Origin of the sequence: Rheinheimera fenheensis (genome assembly GCF_039871805.1) — a bacterium.
Lineage (GTDB): Bacteria > Pseudomonadota > Gammaproteobacteria > Enterobacterales > Alteromonadaceae > Alishewanella > Alishewanella fenheensis.
Map to the genome: position 1 here is coordinate 235,359 of NZ_JBDPJM010000004.1, position 16,432 is coordinate 251,790.

Annotated in this window: 11 protein-coding genes; 2 read left to right on the plus strand and 9 right to left on the minus strand. The window is 45.2% G+C overall.

Translation table 11 applies throughout. From position 1 onward, the window contains the following. Position 1: 1 nt before the first annotated feature. The 9 genes from ABGI61_RS08445 to ABGI61_RS08485 form a co-directional block, all read right to left on the minus strand. Positions 2 to 793 (minus strand): OmpA/MotB family protein, encoded by a 792-nt coding sequence (locus ABGI61_RS08445; RefSeq protein WP_347599762.1) that lies wholly within the window; start codon positions 791 to 793, stop codon positions 2 to 4. Next, positions 790 to 2,802: an anti-phage ZorAB system protein ZorA gene (zorA, locus tag ABGI61_RS08450; protein WP_347599765.1), complete on the minus strand. Its 2,013-nt coding sequence runs from the start codon at positions 2,800 to 2,802 to the stop codon at positions 790 to 792. The genes ABGI61_RS08445 and zorA overlap by 4 nt, the downstream gene beginning before the upstream one ends. A 62-nt stretch (positions 2,803 to 2,864) precedes the next feature. Continuing rightward, positions 2,865 to 3,812 (minus strand): hypothetical protein, encoded by a 948-nt coding sequence (locus ABGI61_RS08455; protein WP_347599768.1) that lies wholly within the window; start codon positions 3,810 to 3,812, stop codon positions 2,865 to 2,867. After that, positions 3,809 to 6,079, minus strand: a complete 2,271-nt coding sequence (locus tag ABGI61_RS08460; protein ID WP_347599772.1) for an AAA family ATPase — start codon at positions 6,077 to 6,079, stop codon at positions 3,809 to 3,811. The genes ABGI61_RS08455 and ABGI61_RS08460 overlap by 4 nt, the downstream gene beginning before the upstream one ends. 9 nt (positions 6,080 to 6,088) lie before the next feature. Continuing rightward, positions 6,089 to 7,270 (minus strand): restriction endonuclease subunit S, encoded by a 1,182-nt coding sequence (locus ABGI61_RS08465; protein WP_347599775.1) that lies wholly within the window; start codon positions 7,268 to 7,270, stop codon positions 6,089 to 6,091. Further along, entirely contained in the window at positions 7,267 to 8,871 is a 1,605-nt protein-coding gene (locus ABGI61_RS08470; RefSeq protein WP_347599778.1) for a type I restriction-modification system subunit M, read from the minus strand. Before ABGI61_RS08470 ends, ABGI61_RS08465 begins: the two co-directional genes overlap by 4 nt. A 12-nt stretch (positions 8,872 to 8,883) precedes the next feature. Beyond that, entirely contained in the window at positions 8,884 to 10,752 is a 1,869-nt protein-coding gene (locus tag ABGI61_RS08475; RefSeq protein WP_347599781.1) for a DNA recombination protein RmuC, read from the minus strand. A 2-nt stretch (positions 10,753 to 10,754) separates the two neighbouring features. Next, complete coding sequence (locus ABGI61_RS08480) at positions 10,755 to 14,168, minus strand: DEAD/DEAH box helicase family protein (RefSeq protein WP_347599784.1); 3,414 nt, start codon at positions 14,166 to 14,168, stop codon at positions 10,755 to 10,757. 219 nt (positions 14,169 to 14,387) lie between these two features. After that, positions 14,388 to 14,699: a hypothetical protein gene (locus ABGI61_RS08485; RefSeq protein WP_347599787.1), complete on the minus strand. Its 312-nt coding sequence runs from the start codon at positions 14,697 to 14,699 to the stop codon at positions 14,388 to 14,390. A 324-nt stretch (positions 14,700 to 15,023) separates the two neighbouring features. Between ABGI61_RS08485 and ABGI61_RS08490 the strand changes: the two genes are divergently transcribed. Further along, positions 15,024 to 15,392, plus strand: coding sequence for a hypothetical protein (locus tag ABGI61_RS08490; RefSeq protein ID WP_347599790.1), 369 nt, complete (start codon positions 15,024 to 15,026; stop codon positions 15,390 to 15,392). Between the two features lie 110 nt (positions 15,393 to 15,502). Further along, positions 15,503 to 16,372: a WYL domain-containing protein gene (locus ABGI61_RS08495; RefSeq protein ID WP_347599793.1), complete on the plus strand. Its 870-nt coding sequence runs from the start codon at positions 15,503 to 15,505 to the stop codon at positions 16,370 to 16,372. The last annotated feature ends 60 nt before the right edge of the window (positions 16,373 to 16,432 follow it).

Here is a 16,432-nt window from a genome sequence, read left to right on the forward strand (position 1 = left end):
GTTAATTCATCACCTGTTTAACGGCCTGATAATCTTCTAGCGCTGGCCGACGTACCGTAAAGCGAATATCAATCCTGCGATTTTTTCTCAAGGACTCATCATCACCCATTACGCCGTTAGGGCATAAACTGCCATCATTAATTTCATTACTGCCAACAGAGCAAGGCACTGGCCGCGTTTCGGCGTAACCGCTCACTGAAAACAATTTTTTACCGACATGGTTGGTTAAAGCATCAAGACGAGAATCCTCAGCCATTGCCTGGTTCCAGTAATTCCACACAGAAATAGCCCGGAACGTAGAAAGCCCCCAATTGCCTTTGATCGCCTGGTTACGATAAGGCACCGGATCGGTATGCCCTTCAACAAAAATAGTGTCCAGATATTTCCAGCGTTCTTCCTTGGTAATACTGTTATAAAGGACCCGACCGATATCTAATGCATTTTGCTGAGAGCGTTCATCCTCGGGAATGTCAAAGCGGCCCTGTGCGAAAGTCAGCACATCCTCTGGAATACGTAACACGGTATCGTTGTCACTTATCTTCACCGGAATATTCATGGCATTAAGCTCTTGTTCTATTTCCCGAAGTAAATCCTTTCTTACCTGTTCGGCTTTAGCAATTTCACGAATGGCTTCATCCCATTGTTCACTTTTTTGTGTCAGCTCAAGGATAAGTGCTACGGCGGCCAATACGAAAATCACCAATAAACCGGCCATGATGTCAGAAAAAGAAATCCAATAAGGGTTCTCTTCATCTACCTGATGGCCGTTAGAGCGACCATTTAACGCTCTCATACCGCAGCACCTTCATGACGACGGCTCACTTTTCCGTCAATTTCATCCACTACACTACTTAACGTCTTAACCGCATCCGTCATGGCAGAAATGTATTGGTTGGTATGCTCGTTCCAGGTATTTAACCGAGCAACGGTTTGATCTTTTACCCGGTCGCCATACTCTGACAGTAAATCTGCTACCTGTTGCTGTACTTCCGTTAAGTGTGACTGCAAGGTTTTGGCTAAGCTGTCAAAGTGTGTTTCAACAGCCGTTAAACCATGCTCTGCTTTACCTGCAGCATCATTCAAGGTGCCTGATACCGTGGTTATCTGTTCACCAGCCTGCTGTAGGGCTCCCAGCACCTTAGTAAACACGTCAGAGGTTTCAGCATTGCTCTTGGTTACATCGTCAGCCGCACTTACGGCATCCAATAATTGCTCACCCAGAGTGTTGGTTGCCGCTTTAAGGTTGGATGACAGCAAGCCTAATTGATTTGCACTGGCTTTTAATTCAACTGACACGGCTTGCATCGCGCCGGTAGCATCCTGATGACTATTAGATAACTGCGCAAAACGGTCAATAACCAACTGCAAGCCTGCCAGTAGCTCCGCATTTTGCTCCTTCTGCGTTGCCAATACCGCATCTATACTTTGTGTTACCCTATCCTGATTTGCTTGCAGCCCCTGCAACTGCTCATTCAACAGCTGCTGACGGGATGCATCCCGGCTTTGCTGTTGATCTATCTGGCCACTTAACTCGCCCTGCACTGCTTTAAGTGTATTGGCATTTTGCTCTGCGACTAACGCCAACTGTACTTTCATGCCTGACATAAACTGATCAATACTTTCAGTTAATTGCTGCTGCCGCTGCTGTTCTTGCTGGCTTTGGGCTTCAAGCTGCTGCTGCACGGCACCATTTACCTGGTCCAGTACTTCAGCATTTTTTTGCATCATGCTACTAACCTGACCATCCAGTTTGCTGGCAAATTGGTTTAAGCCGTTTGTCATACCGTTAGATGCCGCAGTAATGTCTTTTGCCGCCTGCTCCATCATCGCTTTTTGTGAGTCCCCTGCAGAACCTACCCCCTGTAAGAAGCGATCCAGCAAAGACTCCAGCGCCTTTTCAGAGCCCGAGTGCGCATTATCTACCAATCGCTCAATAGCAGGGCCGAGTATGGTGTTGAGGCTATGAGCTACGCTGTCACTAATCACATTAGAGGCCTCCTTCATCGCCTCCTGCATTTTGTGGCCAATTTTTTCATCCAGCTCAGCTAAACGGTCATTACTCTGGCGAGTAAAGTCTTCAATGTTAGACAGGCTTTGCTCGGCGGTAATACGCGGATATAAATAGTCGACTTCATTTTGAAATGAGCTGATGGAGGAACGAATATTGCGTTCTAAACATTTCTCAAAAAAGTTAAATAATACGCTGATAAGCACGCCCCAGACCGAGGTCATAAAAGCGATTGATGCCCCGCCAATCATGCCGAAAATACCGTGGGTTAAATCATCCACTTTGGCATTGGCCGGGTCTAACGCACCTAGTGGCCCCAAGCCCAACTGCAAACCAGCGAAAGTACCAATAACACCAATGGCTGTTAAAAAGCCTGGTACAGCAGCTAACAAACGGTTTTCTGTTAACCCTCGTGAAATCGTATGAGTGTTAAAAAAATGAGCAGCATCAAGTGTATTGCACAATCTCTGCTTCTGCGGAATATGCACAAGGGATTCATCAAACTCTCGCCATAAACGCCCATACGTTTGATTTTGTAGGGCGGTATTCACCAACTCACGGCGTTTATCCAATAACTGATCTAAATCCAGCCCTTTTATTAATCGTTTATAAAAACGTAAATGTCGGCTTGCCCGAAAATAGTTAATGACTGACAACACTGAAAATAATATTGCCAGGGCAAATAATGCAGCGACAAATAACGCACTTAAACCTTCCGGCGAGGTAAAATCTCCTGCCCAGAGCCTGCCAAACTCTGGCCATAGTTTTGTTAAGCTGTAATTGCTAGTGTCCATATTGCTATCCAAGCTCATCGTTACATTTTCCAATAGTTGTTATAGGTTTTATTTGTTCATGCTTAGTTAGGTGTACTTTCTGCTAAAGCAGGGTCTTCAGGCTGAGACGCGGCTTGTTCCTGATGCTGTTCTTTTACTTCGGGATCAACATCTGTTCTTGATTTTGCTTCCGAAAGAAATTTGCTGTAACCCACCGTAGGCTCAGCAAGCAATACCATCGTCATTCCAAGCACAGCTCTGGCTTGTGACCTGGTAAACTGCTCAGCGCCATGAGCACCAAGCTGGCACACGTTTTTTAGCTGCTCTCTAATGCTGAGCAGCCTTTGCTCGGCTGACATACTTTGCCGTTCTGAATTATTGCCATGCGCCATTTTGTTGGCTTCAGCTGAGACTTTCTTATCACCACGCAGATCCTGGATGTGCTCGATTATATGTCGACACTGCATCACAGCATCTTTGTAATGGCCGACTTCTATAAACTCCTGCGCTTTGGTAATCAGCTCTTCAGCTTCGTCAGCACAAGCTGGCAGTGGAATTTCAAACAGCACTGTTTGGCGAAAACCTGCATCTTTCAATGCCTTTAACCATTCCTGTCTTGGAACAACAAAATCAGCGATGTCGTAGCTTGGAAGCAACCCATCAGGCGATGAAACCAGTGCCCGCAGAGCTAAACTAAGCTTTATATCGCCCTCCTGGCGATATTCTTCCACGAAGTTGATTTGCTCTTTGGTCAATGTAATTTCGAAGTGCAATTGCTCACTGTTGTTGGCGTATTCATAACATTGAACCAACTGAGTGATTGATGAGATAGGCCCGACCAAAGGCATAGAAGAGCCAGCGAGCGCAACACTGAGGTTGATATCAAAAATGCTGGTCGGCGTCTTACACGGTTTACGCAAACCAATTATCGTGAAAGTAAACGCATATACGCCAGCTGCTTTGCGACCATCAATCTGCAGCTTGTGGCTTTCGAAAATCCGGTTACCGTTTGGACTTATTGTGATTTTCATTCAGCGGCACCCGGAATATCAATTGCTTGTGCAGCTAACAGTGGGTTCTCATTACCTGAATTATCTTCAGAAAACCCTGTCATCATCTTATAGTGGCTTATCTGACCTGCTTTATCGAATACACTACGAAATACTCGCAAGTATGCTTCGTTTGTTTGCTCGCCATGATTAATGTAGAGATCGTCGTGAATAGAGTGCGAGCCATCATTGACCCAAGAAAATAGAGACTGACATATCAACTTGTCTCTCCCTTCGAAACGCGCACAAATTTCATCTTTTCCCATTCCACCCCACATAGTGAAATAATTCTCAAGTATTCTACGTAATGTGTTTTGAAGGCTGACACTAGAAATATTTACTGACTTGACGTCTTCCCACAGCAACTCATAAGCAGAGCGAATGGGGTTTGTTTCACAGCGCCGAACAACAGACCCTTGCTGCTGTTTTTTCACTATCCAAAAACTTTCTTCACTGAGAAGGCGATCATGTTTTCTATTAGTGTTGAAGCTAATTTCCTTGTGAAAGTAAACATTATGAGTAAGAACGAATACTTGTTTTATCTGAGAGTTACGGTTTCTTGTTTCTTCCATAACGCCCTTAATAAGGCTACTCACGATGTAAAGAATGTCGCTGTCTAATGACGATATTGGATCGTCAAAGACGACTACTCGATTAGCTGTAATACCAGACGGTGATTGAGCACCTTTAATAAGATAGTAAAAATACAGGAATGTGATGAACGTCTTTTCGCCTTCACTCAATGAACGGCTTGCATCGTCTCCGTTGGCACGAATTATCCGGTAGTGACGACCTTGATCAGCACCGCCAATAGAAAATGAATTGAAACCAAACGTTTTTAAAAGATCGTTGATGGCAGTGATGGTAGGCTGAATAGATGTAGTTTGTTTTTCCAGTTCAGTTAGCTGTTCATTCAGAGTGCGATGCAAAGCCTTTTTATCTAACAGTGTTTGCTCCATACCCTGAATTGCTCGAGTCAGACGGTTCTTCTCACTTTGGTACTGACCTAGATCATCAGCTAATTCGTTGAGCACGTAACGCCATACCAGAGAAATCAAAGTTTGTTTCTCAGCTACTATATTTGTAACTGTTTGGTTATGCTGAGCTGTCGCGACATTGGCTTGATTCAACAACTCCTGCAATTGAGTAGTCAAAGGCTGTATGGGTTCTAGTTCTATTTTTCGACTTGGTTCATTTAGCTTATTTACTATTTTTGCCTGGTTACCGCTTAACCTCTCTTTCAGTGTTTCAGCCTCTGCGAAAAACAGTTCAGTTTTAAGGAATGGATTGTTGAGTTCACTATTACGCTGTAAGGTCGATAACAATTGCTCGCTCTGCCGTTTGTAGGTTTCGCTTAATTCTTTTAGCATTTGAATATCAGTGTCATAGGTTTCACTAAAAAAAGCTTCCAAATCATGGGCAAATTTATGACCTGTTGATTGCTGGCAGAAAGGACATACTTCTGGGTCTTGCTCATGAAATTTTCGACCTTGTTTTACCCAGTCACTATTGCCCAGACGGTTTATTAGAGAAGCTATATCGACATCTTGATTCCCTACAATGACTTTTTGCAGAAGAGTGTTTTTTTCAGTATTTATAAGCTCACTAGCTGAGAGATTCGCTAACACTGCCACTTTTGCTAAATCACTTGAGAATACAGTTTCTGCTTTCTTCTTGAGCTCTTGAATGGGTAACAGTTGAGCGGAATTTGATGCATGCTCAGCCAATACCTTATCTTTGAAACGTTCAGCATTATTTCTAACGCCCGCGAACGCAACCTGAAAATAGTCATCATGTAGTTGTTTTTGCTTCCAACATTTATCGCGCAAAGCTGGTTCGAGATCCTCTAATTCTTGTCGGGCACCCTTGTGCTCGGCTGAACCATTTAATTGGACGACGAGTCGTGAAATATCACTAGCTACTTTATCAAGTTGTGGTCTCAACGCTTTGATATTTTCTTCTGCTTCAACCTGATTTTCTCCCAGAGTAAAAACACCTTGCAGCGGGCCATCCTGGTTAAAATTACGTTCAACGAAATCTTTGTTGTAAACCATAACTTGCAGCGGGTTTGCGTCTTGCCAAATGATCTGACAATTTTGATAGCTATCAGGCTGCGCAAGCACACGGCTTATGGTCGTTTTACCAGTGCCATTAGCACCAAAAATAAAGTTTATACGGCGAAGGTCACTTAACATTGCCGGTGATTGATATGTCGCTACAATTGGATTTATCCTAATTTCGCCGATCATTCTCTGTCCTTAGAGTTTGCCAGAAAAAGCTCTCTGACTTAGCGTAATGAACAATTCAAAGTGATTAACTGAATTCTCAGAAGAAAATCTTTCCCGCACTGATTTCAAAATGCTCACAAACTCTAACTGAAGGTTCTTTGGTGGCACAGGAATCATCGAGTTATTGAGTGAACCGACATTTAAGTGCTTTTGTACTTGGCCACGCTCTTCTGACAATACTATTCTTTTCCCCGCACCAGAATTGAAGAAGTAAGCAAGGTAGTTTGATTCAAATAAAACCTTTTTAGGCCGAAAAATGAGTACATCTATAGCGTTTATACCATCTAAGTTCTTTGGAATTACAGCTGCTTTTCCAGGCTGTCCAGACCGAACAAGTACTAAGTCATTTTCGTAGACTCTTGATTTAGCAAGTAGAGTTTCATTATCTTCTTTTGAAAAAAATACAAAATTAGAATCATCTATACCGTTGTCTTTGATATTTAATGACCTAATTGCAGGTATACCCTGGTCAACGTAATAAGATGCAGGTTTAACAACCACACCAACAGTAATTTGCTCACTAGCATCTGAGCAACTCATTACCTCCCAGCCCTTTGGATTAGTTACCGGATCACCAAACATCTCCAGAAACACGGCGCGGAGGAAGTCATCAGCGAGTTGGATGGCTTGCTGGCGTTTGCGGCGGATGGCGTCGGCTTTGTCCAGAATAGCGGCAATACGTTTTTGCTCGGCTAATGGTGGGAGTGTAATTTCGAAAGCAGATAATTCTGAAATCCGGATATTTTTTATATTTGCACCAGAAGATGATTTAGTCCAATTCCGGAATTCTGGTGACGATAGGAAATGAAAGAGATATGACGCAGATACTTTTTCTTTATTGGGTCTAATTCCAGCGCAAAATGCACCAAAGGAGCCTTCGAAATCAATATCTGATTTAGCACACTTACCAACTAAATCAGGACTCCCTGACGATGTACACATCACAATATCATCGCGACGAATCTTTTGTTGCTTCCTAATTTTTTCTTTTGGAACCCAAACCTGGCCTTCATTTAACAATAATGTCTCTTGGATACTTCCAGCCCTTATCACTGGTAGTAGCCCTTCTGATTTAGTTGATTCTACCTCGTCCTTTGAAAAGCTAACTCCACGAATGATGTCCGCAACTTCTGATAGTTGAACTTGAATCACAGCATGTCCTCCAGCTCATCCAGATCAGTCATAATCTCGCTTTCCAGCGCTTTAAGCTTTTTCAGAATGAGCTTAGGGTCTTCATACTGCTGCTCGGCATACACCACTTGCTTGTAGCGGTTTATCGATAGGTCAAATTTGTGCTCGATTATATCTTTGGCATCAACCACAAAGGCTTTTTGTGTTTTATCGCCAAAGAGTTTTTGAATTTCGGCCTCTGTCGCATTAGCTTCAACCAGTTTGCGGTATTGTTTCCATTTGGCAATAGCATCTGGCAGGTCGTTACAGCCCTCGCCTTTTAGCTCGGTGCGTCTGTCGTCAAGCGAGTACCCATCGGCTTGCAGGTCGTAAAACCATACCCGCTCGGTCGTGCCACCTTTGGTAAAAAGCAATATCGCCGTGCTTACCCCGGCATAGGGTTTAAACACACCACTAGGTAAGCTGACGATACCTTCAAGCTGATTGTTTTCCAGCAGTTCCTGGCGTAATTGCTGGTGTGCTTTGGATGAACCAAACAGCACGCCGTCGGGTACGATTACCGCGGCGCGGCCGCCAAGCTTGAGCGAGCGCAGAATGTGAGCGACAAACAACAGCTCAGTTTTCTTGGTTTTAACCAAACCCAGTACATCGGGGTTGGTGTTGGTTTCGTCGAGGCTGCCTTTAAACGGCGGGTTGGCCAGAATAACGTCGAAGAAGTTTTCTTCCTGCCGAGGGTAATTCTCTTTAATCGACTTACTTAAGCTGTCCTGATACAAGATATTGGCACCATTAACACCGTGCAGCGCCATGTTCATGCTGGATACGCGCAGCATAGTGGTGTCAAAGTCAAAGCCCCAGAACATCTGCTTGTTAATATGGTCTCGGAACGGCTCCAATTTGTCCCCGGTGTAGTGCTTATTGCCGTCTTCATCGGTAAAGGTGCCAGCCTCACTGGAATGCACCCGGTTAAGATATTCCATAGTGCGGGCTAAAAAACCTGCGGTGCCGCATGAAGGGTCGCAGATAACATCTGTTGGCTGCGGGTCCATCAGCTCGATCATGGCATCAATAATATGCCGCGGCGTGCGGAACTGGCCATTTATACCGGCCGTCGTGAGCTTACTTAACAGGTATTCGTATATATCGCCTTTTACATCGCTTTGCGTTAGCGGCAAGGCATCTACCATTTCTATGGCGCTTACCAATACCGACTCGTTTTTTATCTCAAGATCGGCATCTTGCATATACTCGCCAATGTGACCAAGCGCCTCTATAGCGCTACCCTCTTCGCCCAAACCGTTTTGCTGATCAGACTTTTTACCCAGCGTGGCAAAAAATGGAAACACCTGCTGCTTTAAATGGTTTTGCAGCTCTTTACCGCTTTTTTGCTTAAAATTTTTCCAGCGCAGCAGTTGGCCTTCTGGTGTATTGGGGAAAATACGCGAAAAGGCTTTACCGGTACGGTTAGCTTTGCGTTCGGCCATGTCTTCCTGCATATCCAGCATGCGGGCAAACATCAGATAACTGATTTGCTCGATAACCGTTAGCGGGTTGGTGATACCGCCGGTCCAGAACTTTTCCCAAAGTTTGTCGATATCGTTACGAATTTGGCCTGTTAGCATTACTTCTCTCGCTTATTCACTAAGTGCTGTTTCTGGTTCGGCTGGCGATGCTAACAGAACCTCGGCTTCCGTGCGGTTGTTTTGTGCTTGAAGATCGTTGTCGTCAACCGGCTCGACGATTAATGACAACCGTTCAGTTTCAAAATCGATATGTGCGGCTTCAAGTTGTGGTAAGTTTTTGCTCACCTTGGCCGACAATTGACTAAAGCGCTCCACCTTGCCATACAGCCCCTGCTGCCCTGCCAATGCTTTTACCGTGTTGTTGTAGTGGTTACTGACGGTGCTTAAGGTGCCACCGAGCTTACTGAGCCGATCGGCGACCAAACACACCTGGTTAAAGATTTCACCGGCTTTTTCACTAATTTCCCGCGCCTCGGCGTTACTGCGCTCGATCATCCAAAGATTGGAAACGGTGCGCAGGATCGGTATTAATGTGGTATGCGATACCAGCACAATGCCTTTCTTATAACCGTATTCGAACAGGTCTTTGTTATTCTTAAGCGCTTCTATGTAGGCAGGCTCAATAGGCATAAACATCAGCACAAAGTTAGGGCTGCGCATACCAATTAAGTTGGTGTAGTCTTTTGAGGCTAAATCATCAATGTGCTTGCGTACGGCTTTAACATGTTCAACCATCGCCAGCTGGTACTCTTCTGGGGTTTGTGCGCTGACAGTACGATCATAAGCCACCAAAGCCACTTTACTGTCAATAATAATATGCTTGCCATCTGGCAACTTAACCAGATAGTCGGTTTGTTTTTGCCTGCCCTCTGCATCTTTAAAGGCAGTTTGCACTTCGTAGTGGGCATCTTCAACCAAGCCGCTCATTTCCAATGTTCGGCGAAGCTGCGCCTCCCCCCAGGCCCCCCGCTGCTGTGAGTCACCTTTTAAGGCTGAAGTTAAATTATTGGCCTCTTTGCTCATTTGCAGTCCGATATCCAGCACCTTTTTAATTTCTGCATTCAGAGTGCTGTTACCTTGTAGCGACATGTCATGCACTTCATTAACCCGCTTTTGGAAGCCTTCAATTTGCTCACGGAACGGTTTAAGCATATTGTCGATACTGGCCTGGCTAGTATGGGTAAAGGTTTTACCCTTCTCATCGAATATTTTGTTGGCTAGGTTTTCAAATTCTTTGGTAAGTGACTGTTTTGTTTCACTTAGTTGCTGCATTTGTTCTTTAAAATGCTCGTCTTTGCGCTGAAGAGTGGTTCGCAGTTCAGTGTGCTCGTTACTTAACGTCTGATAGCGCTCTTGGAGCTGGCTGTATTTTACTTGCTGCTCTACCGATTGCTGTTTTATTTCTTTTAACTGCTCACGCGCATCGTTATTTGAAGCCTCAAGCTGTTTGGCTTTTTTACCTTCTTCTGCCAGTGCATCTTTTAACTGACTAACCTGAACGCGCTCTTGATGTAGTGTTTGTTCAGTTTTTTCAAGACGCTCTTGCAGCTCTGCTATCCGTTTAGCTTGTCCGGCGTTATCGGTAAGCGCATTTTCCAGCCGTTTTTCAGCAATATGTTTTTGCTCCGTTGTGGCATCTTGTTTTTGGTTTAACTGCTGATATTCCTCTTTATGAATGGCAATTTCAGCCGTTAGCCGCTGCTCGGTGGTTTCTGCTGCTGTGAGCTGAGTTTGCAGTTTGCTTTCGGACAGCTCTTTTTGACGTAAGGCGTCTTCAGCCAGTATAAGTTTTTGCTGCAGCTGTTGGTATTGGCCATTCGTTTGCTCCAGCGCTTGCTGGGCTTGTTGTAACTGTGTGTTTAACGCAGCAACCTTACTGCTGGCTACTGCTTTTGCGATAAAATACCCCAGCGCCAATAACACTGCAGCAGCAATAACAGCCATTACAATTAAACTGGTAGTCCATTCAATACTTTGCATTGTCACTCCTGTGAAGCATTAGGTTGGTTTGGGGCTGTTGCCGGTAAAGTTTGCATAAAAGGTTTAAGTGCCGAAATTAAATCGGTAATGTCCTCGGCGGCAAACACGCCATCTATGCCTTCGTGTGACACCGCCGTAAACGGAGCGTCATACAGCTTATCAATTACAATACTGCCGTGCTGCGCAATATAGGTTTTCAGCAGGTTCATAAAGCTTACTTGCTTGGCAGTAAGGGTGGGATGGCTGTGTAAAAAGCGCTTAAAGTGCTCTTCTATTGCTTGCACGTCTACGCCAATCATCTCGCGTACGGTGATATGCAGCTGCTCTGCCGTTCTGCCATAAAACTCGTTTAACACCTCAAGGCTTACACCAGGGTGGCTGGTAAGAATGGTAGAAGTAAGGCTTTGCAGTTCATGCTCAGCAATAGGCTCGCCTTTACGGATTTTTTGTAGTGTCGGGTTAGCAGCCACCATTTGCTCTAAAATGGCTTTTAGCCTGCGCCGATAAAGCATAGCCTCATCTGCACCGGCAATTTTAACCTCGCGATCGGCCTCATGCACCCCGCTATCACTGGTACGGGTGCTAGCAGTTTCGTAACCGGGGCCTGTAGCCTGCTGGCGATACTTCATAATGCCGCGCAGTTCTTCGCGCACCTTTTCTAAGGCTTTAATGCTGGGGTTGTGCCAGAATGCGCCGCTACGCACCATGGCAATAACAGTATCTTTTTGTCGCACGGCCTGAATGTTAACCGCCAGCTTATCCAGCTCGGCCAACAACTCGTTGCGGCCATCTTCAAAGCAGCTTGCTTGCTCAACCATACAACGTTCTATATTCGCCATCAGCTTATCTAACTGGGTTGCATGTTTATCACGCAGTACACGCACAGCCATCAGTGGGGCAATATCATTGACTAACAAGTGCTGAGTTTTTGCATCCAGCTTTTGAAGTAAATCAGTTTGCTGCAGTTGGTGCACCACGCGCAGTTTTCGTTTTACGGCAACGCTGTTGTCTGGTAAATCATTGATGTCGGCGCGTAGTAGCGCTACGGCGTTATCAAAGGCTTCGGCATGGTTATGCTTTAACGCTGCCTGCGCAAGTAGTAAACGTGCTTCAAAGGTGGTTTGCAGTAACGATTTGCCGCCTGTATCTTCCGGCTCCTGGTATTCTTCATCAAAGTAGGCAAAGTTGCCGTAGTGATCAAAAATCAAAAACTCAGTTTTGTGCTTGCCCGGCCCAAACAAGTTTGGCCGCAAGCGCGTGCCTCGGCCGATCATTTGCCAGAACTTAACCCAGCTTTTTACCGGTTTAGCAAATACCAGGTTCACAACCTCAGGTACGTCGATGCCGGTATCAAGCATGTCGACGGAGATAGCAATACGAAAATCGTTATCGGCTTTTTTAAATTCTTTAATCAAGCTTTCTACATGCGGGATATCGTTGTGAATAACTTTGCACACCTTAGCGCCATATTGCGGGTACAGCTTCTCGCAAAATAACTTAGCTAAATGCTCGGCGTGATCCTGACGCTGGGCGAAAATAATGGTTTTACCTACCAATGAACCCGTGTCATCTTTAATGCCATTATTCATCAGGTTTTCAAGAATGATACGGTCGGTGTCTTCGCTGAAAATTTTTCGACCAATATCCTTACCCGCAATGGTAGTGTTGCGCGCTTCCTCTTCGCCCAGATCTTCCTCTAACTGCCGTTGCTGCTCAGCCGTTAACTGGCTGTAGTGAATACCTTCTCGCAGAAAATCGGTAGTGAGATCTTTGACCCTGAACGGCACCAGGTAAGGCGGTTCATTATTGATCGCTGCATCTAAACCAAATTCAAAAGTGGGATCTGTGGTTTCACAATCGAAGATATCGAAGGTATTGCGGCTAATAAACTTCACTGGTGTTGCAGTTAAGCCAACCTGCAAAGCATCGAAGTAGTCAAACAGGTCACGGTATTTATTGTAGATACTGCGATGTGACTCATCGGCAATGATGAGGTCAAAGAAGCCAACATCAAGCTGAGCGAAACGGTTTATCATGCCTGGGTAAGTGGCAATATAGACGCGAGCACTTTGGTCTATTTTATTGGTTTCGCCGATAACACAACGCGGCTCAGAAGGTAGGTTTTGTTTAAAGGCATCATCCGCCTGCACTCGCAGCTCTTTACGATCACATAAAAACAGTACGCGTTTGGCCCAGCCGGTTCTGAGTAACAATTCTGCCAATGCAATAGCAACACGGGTTTTGCCAGTGCCGGTCGCCTGAATAATTAACGCTTTTCGCCGCTGATTTTGAAAATGTGCCGCAACGGTTTTTATCGCTTCAATTTGGTAGGGCCGGTCGGCAATATCTAGATCCGGGTTAAAACGCTGCAGCTCAGCTTCACGGTATTGACGCTGGTAAATCAAGTAGTCGAGACTGTCTTTGCTGTAAAAGCCATAAACCGGTCGGTAAGTATTGTATTGGGCATCATCCCAGATAAAGGTTTCATATCCGTTGGTATAGAAAATTACTGGCCGCTGATAGCCCATCCGTTCAAGCGCGTCAGCGTACATGCGCGCCTGCTCACGGCCAGCCTGCAAGCTGGTATTACCCGACTTTTTAGCTTCAACTACCGCCAAAGGCTGGCCATTGTCAGCCCATAGCACATAATCGACATACCCTTTGCCACTGGGGTTATTGGGAAACGCAACCTCAACTTCCTGCCCAACCTTGTCTGGATCTGTAACATCCCAACCGGCTTGAAGTAACATGGCATCAATCATTAATGCCCTGGTCTTAGCCTCACTCCATTGCAAGCTGTGAGCAACTTGCTGGCTTTGTTGCTTTTGCCGTTGTAGTACAGGTTTAGGCGGCGGGCCAATTTTATCGGCATTTTTAGCGCGTTCGGCATCAAGCTTTTCAAAGATTTTCTGCAGATCTTCCTGCTGCTTTTTTAGCTCTTGCTCGTATTCAGATACAGTTTTCTGCAGCTGGTTAAATGCTTTTGATGGATCTTGTATGTCTACGAAAGCGGGAATACTGTTTTTATCTTTACCGTAATATTTTACTGCCAGGTAAATAGCCAATTGATGCGCCGTGCGCAGCGCCATTTGCGCACTTTGTAATTCGCCTTCAGCACCATGGGCAGTATCGTTACCTTTGATACGGATAAAGTTGATTTGGTAAATGAGTGATTTGCTTACGCAGTCTTCAAATACTGGGCTCTTAATAAGCTCATAGAATGTTGCTTGCGGCATGCGTGGCAGCAATTCTGCTTTGTAGATGGTTTTGGTAAGTTCTTCAGCAAAGCCACGCAAGCGCACTAAAGTGCTACCTGGATCGATGTGTAACACAGCTTCTGCTAATGCACAGAGGTTAGCCAGATTTTCATTTTCCGGCCGCAAAAATTCAAAATTGGTTGAAATGATCTTTTGCATTTTATCCCTTGTACAATTGGCTATAGCATTATCAAAACGTGTTATCAGCAAATTGGCTAATTCACTTTTCGTCCCTGAATTAGCAATAACCGATAAATTTACCTCTAAAAATCACCACTGTACAGCATAAATACTCTAGCCGCTCTTGATCGGGAGAGGCCTAAGCTTTTGTGATTACATTGCTTCTCAAAACGCATGCAATAGCGCTTTAACATCCATTCACCTAAGCCGGTTAAACGCTGGCTCATCAAAGTAATCATAATCGCCCAGCTTTAACGCCTGCTGGCGACGGGTTTGCTCTTTAGGTTTACGCTCGGCAATGCTGACGCCGAACACGTCCTGATGTACCTGCTCCATCACTTGCTGTACTTCCGCACGGCTACAAAGCGCTAATAACTCGCCGGCGTGGATAAAGCCCTGGGTACGCAGGCGCAGATCTGCATTGTCTTTATCCGCCTTGCTGGCCTGGAAGATATCGCTAAATTGCTGCTTCAGGTTGATGAAAAACAGCTCGCGCTGGGCGTAGTTCATTGTGCTCTCCTTATTTTGCTTAAGGTGGCATCCCTGCCAGTTAATCCCTGTTACATCCTGTCGATGCGTCCTGCATCTTTTCCTTATCATCTGCGCTTAGCTTTATGTAACCAACAGTGACATGTCATCCGTGTGCTGTCATAGTAAGGCGTTTCTAAATTGACGCCATACTGTTCAGGTGTTCAGTGTATGGTTTTCAGGCATATGATGAGATATTCGAATCAGCTCCGCTTTTATAATTGCTAATTGCGTGCAAAGCTTCTTACTAACTTATCTGGTTACGATGGAATTACTGAGGAAAAACCAACAACATGAGGGATGTATATGTTTGAGGGTATATCTTGTAATCATTGCAGGTTTCATTTTTCAGGCATTCCATCAATGGGCTGTATTGATGAAAACGGTGAGCCAGCAATTATGACGCTTCCTCTAGGTTCTCGCCCAATTGACCAAGAGATCAGAAAAAGACTGCCACATGGCTTTTTCGACGATCCTAAAATGCTATGGTCACTTAATGACTACCTGTGTTTGGACTGTAAAAAAGTGTCAAGATTGATTTCTGGTGAAAACAAAAACTGTCTGCAGTGCGGCAGTGTTAGATTGCAAGGTTCATTTGAGCTTGAAGGGAAACTATGTCCTGTTTGTAATATAGGCATTTTCGAGAAAGGTCCACCATCAGATATTTGCTACTAACTTAGATTAAGGTGCAGCAAAATCTTCATTTCCAAATTTGGGACCAACTAAAGCTGCAAATTAACCCTTAGTATTTAATGATACACAGCTACAAGACAGGTTAGAAAGATATGGAAGTAACAAACACCGGCTGGCCGATACGTTGGGAGCTGTTAATGCGCTACCGGCTGATTGAGATCGTGGCGCTCTGGGAAGGCCGCCTAACCACTAACCACTTGTGCAATAGCTTTGGTATAGCCCGCCAGCAGGCGTCCAAGGACATTAATGCCTATCTGCGCGACGTTGCGCCGGGTAATTTAGTATATGACAGCAAACTTAAAGGCTATAAGCCTAGTGACACCTTTACACCGAAAGTCACCAGCGGCCTGGCGGATGAGTACTTGCATGCCCTTGCCAGCACCAAAGACTTTGCCCACACCTTTAGCCAGCTGGATTTAGGCTTTGCCCACACCGAAATGCTAAGCCCACCGATTCGGCAGGTAAACCCGGATATTTTACGCGCCCTGGTACAGGCGGCCCGTGACGGTAAAAAGATTGATATGGGTTATGTGTCGCTCACTAGCCCGGATGAAGAAAGCCGCATTATTGCCCCGCATACTTTGGTGTGCACTCACCTGCGCTGGCATGTGCGTGCCTATTGCGAGAAAAACCGCGACTTTCGGGACTTTGTGTTAAGCCGCTTTCGTGGCATTAATGACATTGAAGGTGATGCGGATATGCGCCGGGAAGATGACGAGCGATGGAATACGATAGTGAACATTATCCTGATGCCAGACTCACGCTTAACTGATTACCAAAAAGCCATTATTGCCGAGGACTACAACATGATAGATGGCAAACGGGTAATACCAGTGCGCTCTGCCCTGGTGCCTTATGCCGTGCAAGCGCTAAACCTGGATTTGGCGAAAATAGAAGCCCGCCCGGAGGCGCAGCAAATTATGGTGGCGAATTTAGAAGAAATACGCAGCCATGCGTTTTAACTAAACATATGTAAGCAAAAGATACAGGTTAAATTTTACCCGGCGCGTTAAGGCTTTTCA

Bases quoted from the DNA above. Each gene is read 5' to 3' on its own strand.
- ABGI61_RS08460 (WP_347599772.1), bottom strand. From the start codon at position 6,079: ATGATCGGCGAAATTAGGATAAATCCAATTGTAGCGACATATCAATCA.
- ABGI61_RS08470 (WP_347599778.1), bottom strand. From the start codon at position 8,871: ATGCTAACAGGCCAAATTCGTAACGATATCGACAAACTTTGGGAAAAG.
- ABGI61_RS08455 (WP_347599768.1), bottom strand. From the start codon at position 3,812: ATGAAAATCACAATAAGTCCAAACGGTAACCGGATTTTCGAAAGCCAC.
- ABGI61_RS08480 (WP_347599784.1), bottom strand. From the start codon at position 14,168: ATGCAAAAGATCATTTCAACCAATTTTGAATTTTTGCGGCCGGAAAAT.
- ABGI61_RS08495 (WP_347599793.1), top strand. From the start codon at position 15,503: ATGGAAGTAACAAACACCGGCTGGCCGATACGTTGGGAGCTGTTAATG.
- zorA (WP_347599765.1), bottom strand. From the start codon at position 2,802: ATGGACACTAGCAATTACAGCTTAACAAAACTATGGCCAGAGTTTGGC.
- ABGI61_RS08475 (WP_347599781.1), bottom strand. From the start codon at position 10,752: ATGCAAAGTATTGAATGGACTACCAGTTTAATTGTAATGGCTGTTATT.
- ABGI61_RS08490 (WP_347599790.1), top strand. From the start codon at position 15,024: ATGTTTGAGGGTATATCTTGTAATCATTGCAGGTTTCATTTTTCAGGC.
- ABGI61_RS08445 (WP_347599762.1), bottom strand. From the start codon at position 793: ATGAGAGCGTTAAATGGTCGCTCTAACGGCCATCAGGTAGATGAAGAG.
- ABGI61_RS08485 (WP_347599787.1), bottom strand. From the start codon at position 14,699: ATGAACTACGCCCAGCGCGAGCTGTTTTTCATCAACCTGAAGCAGCAA.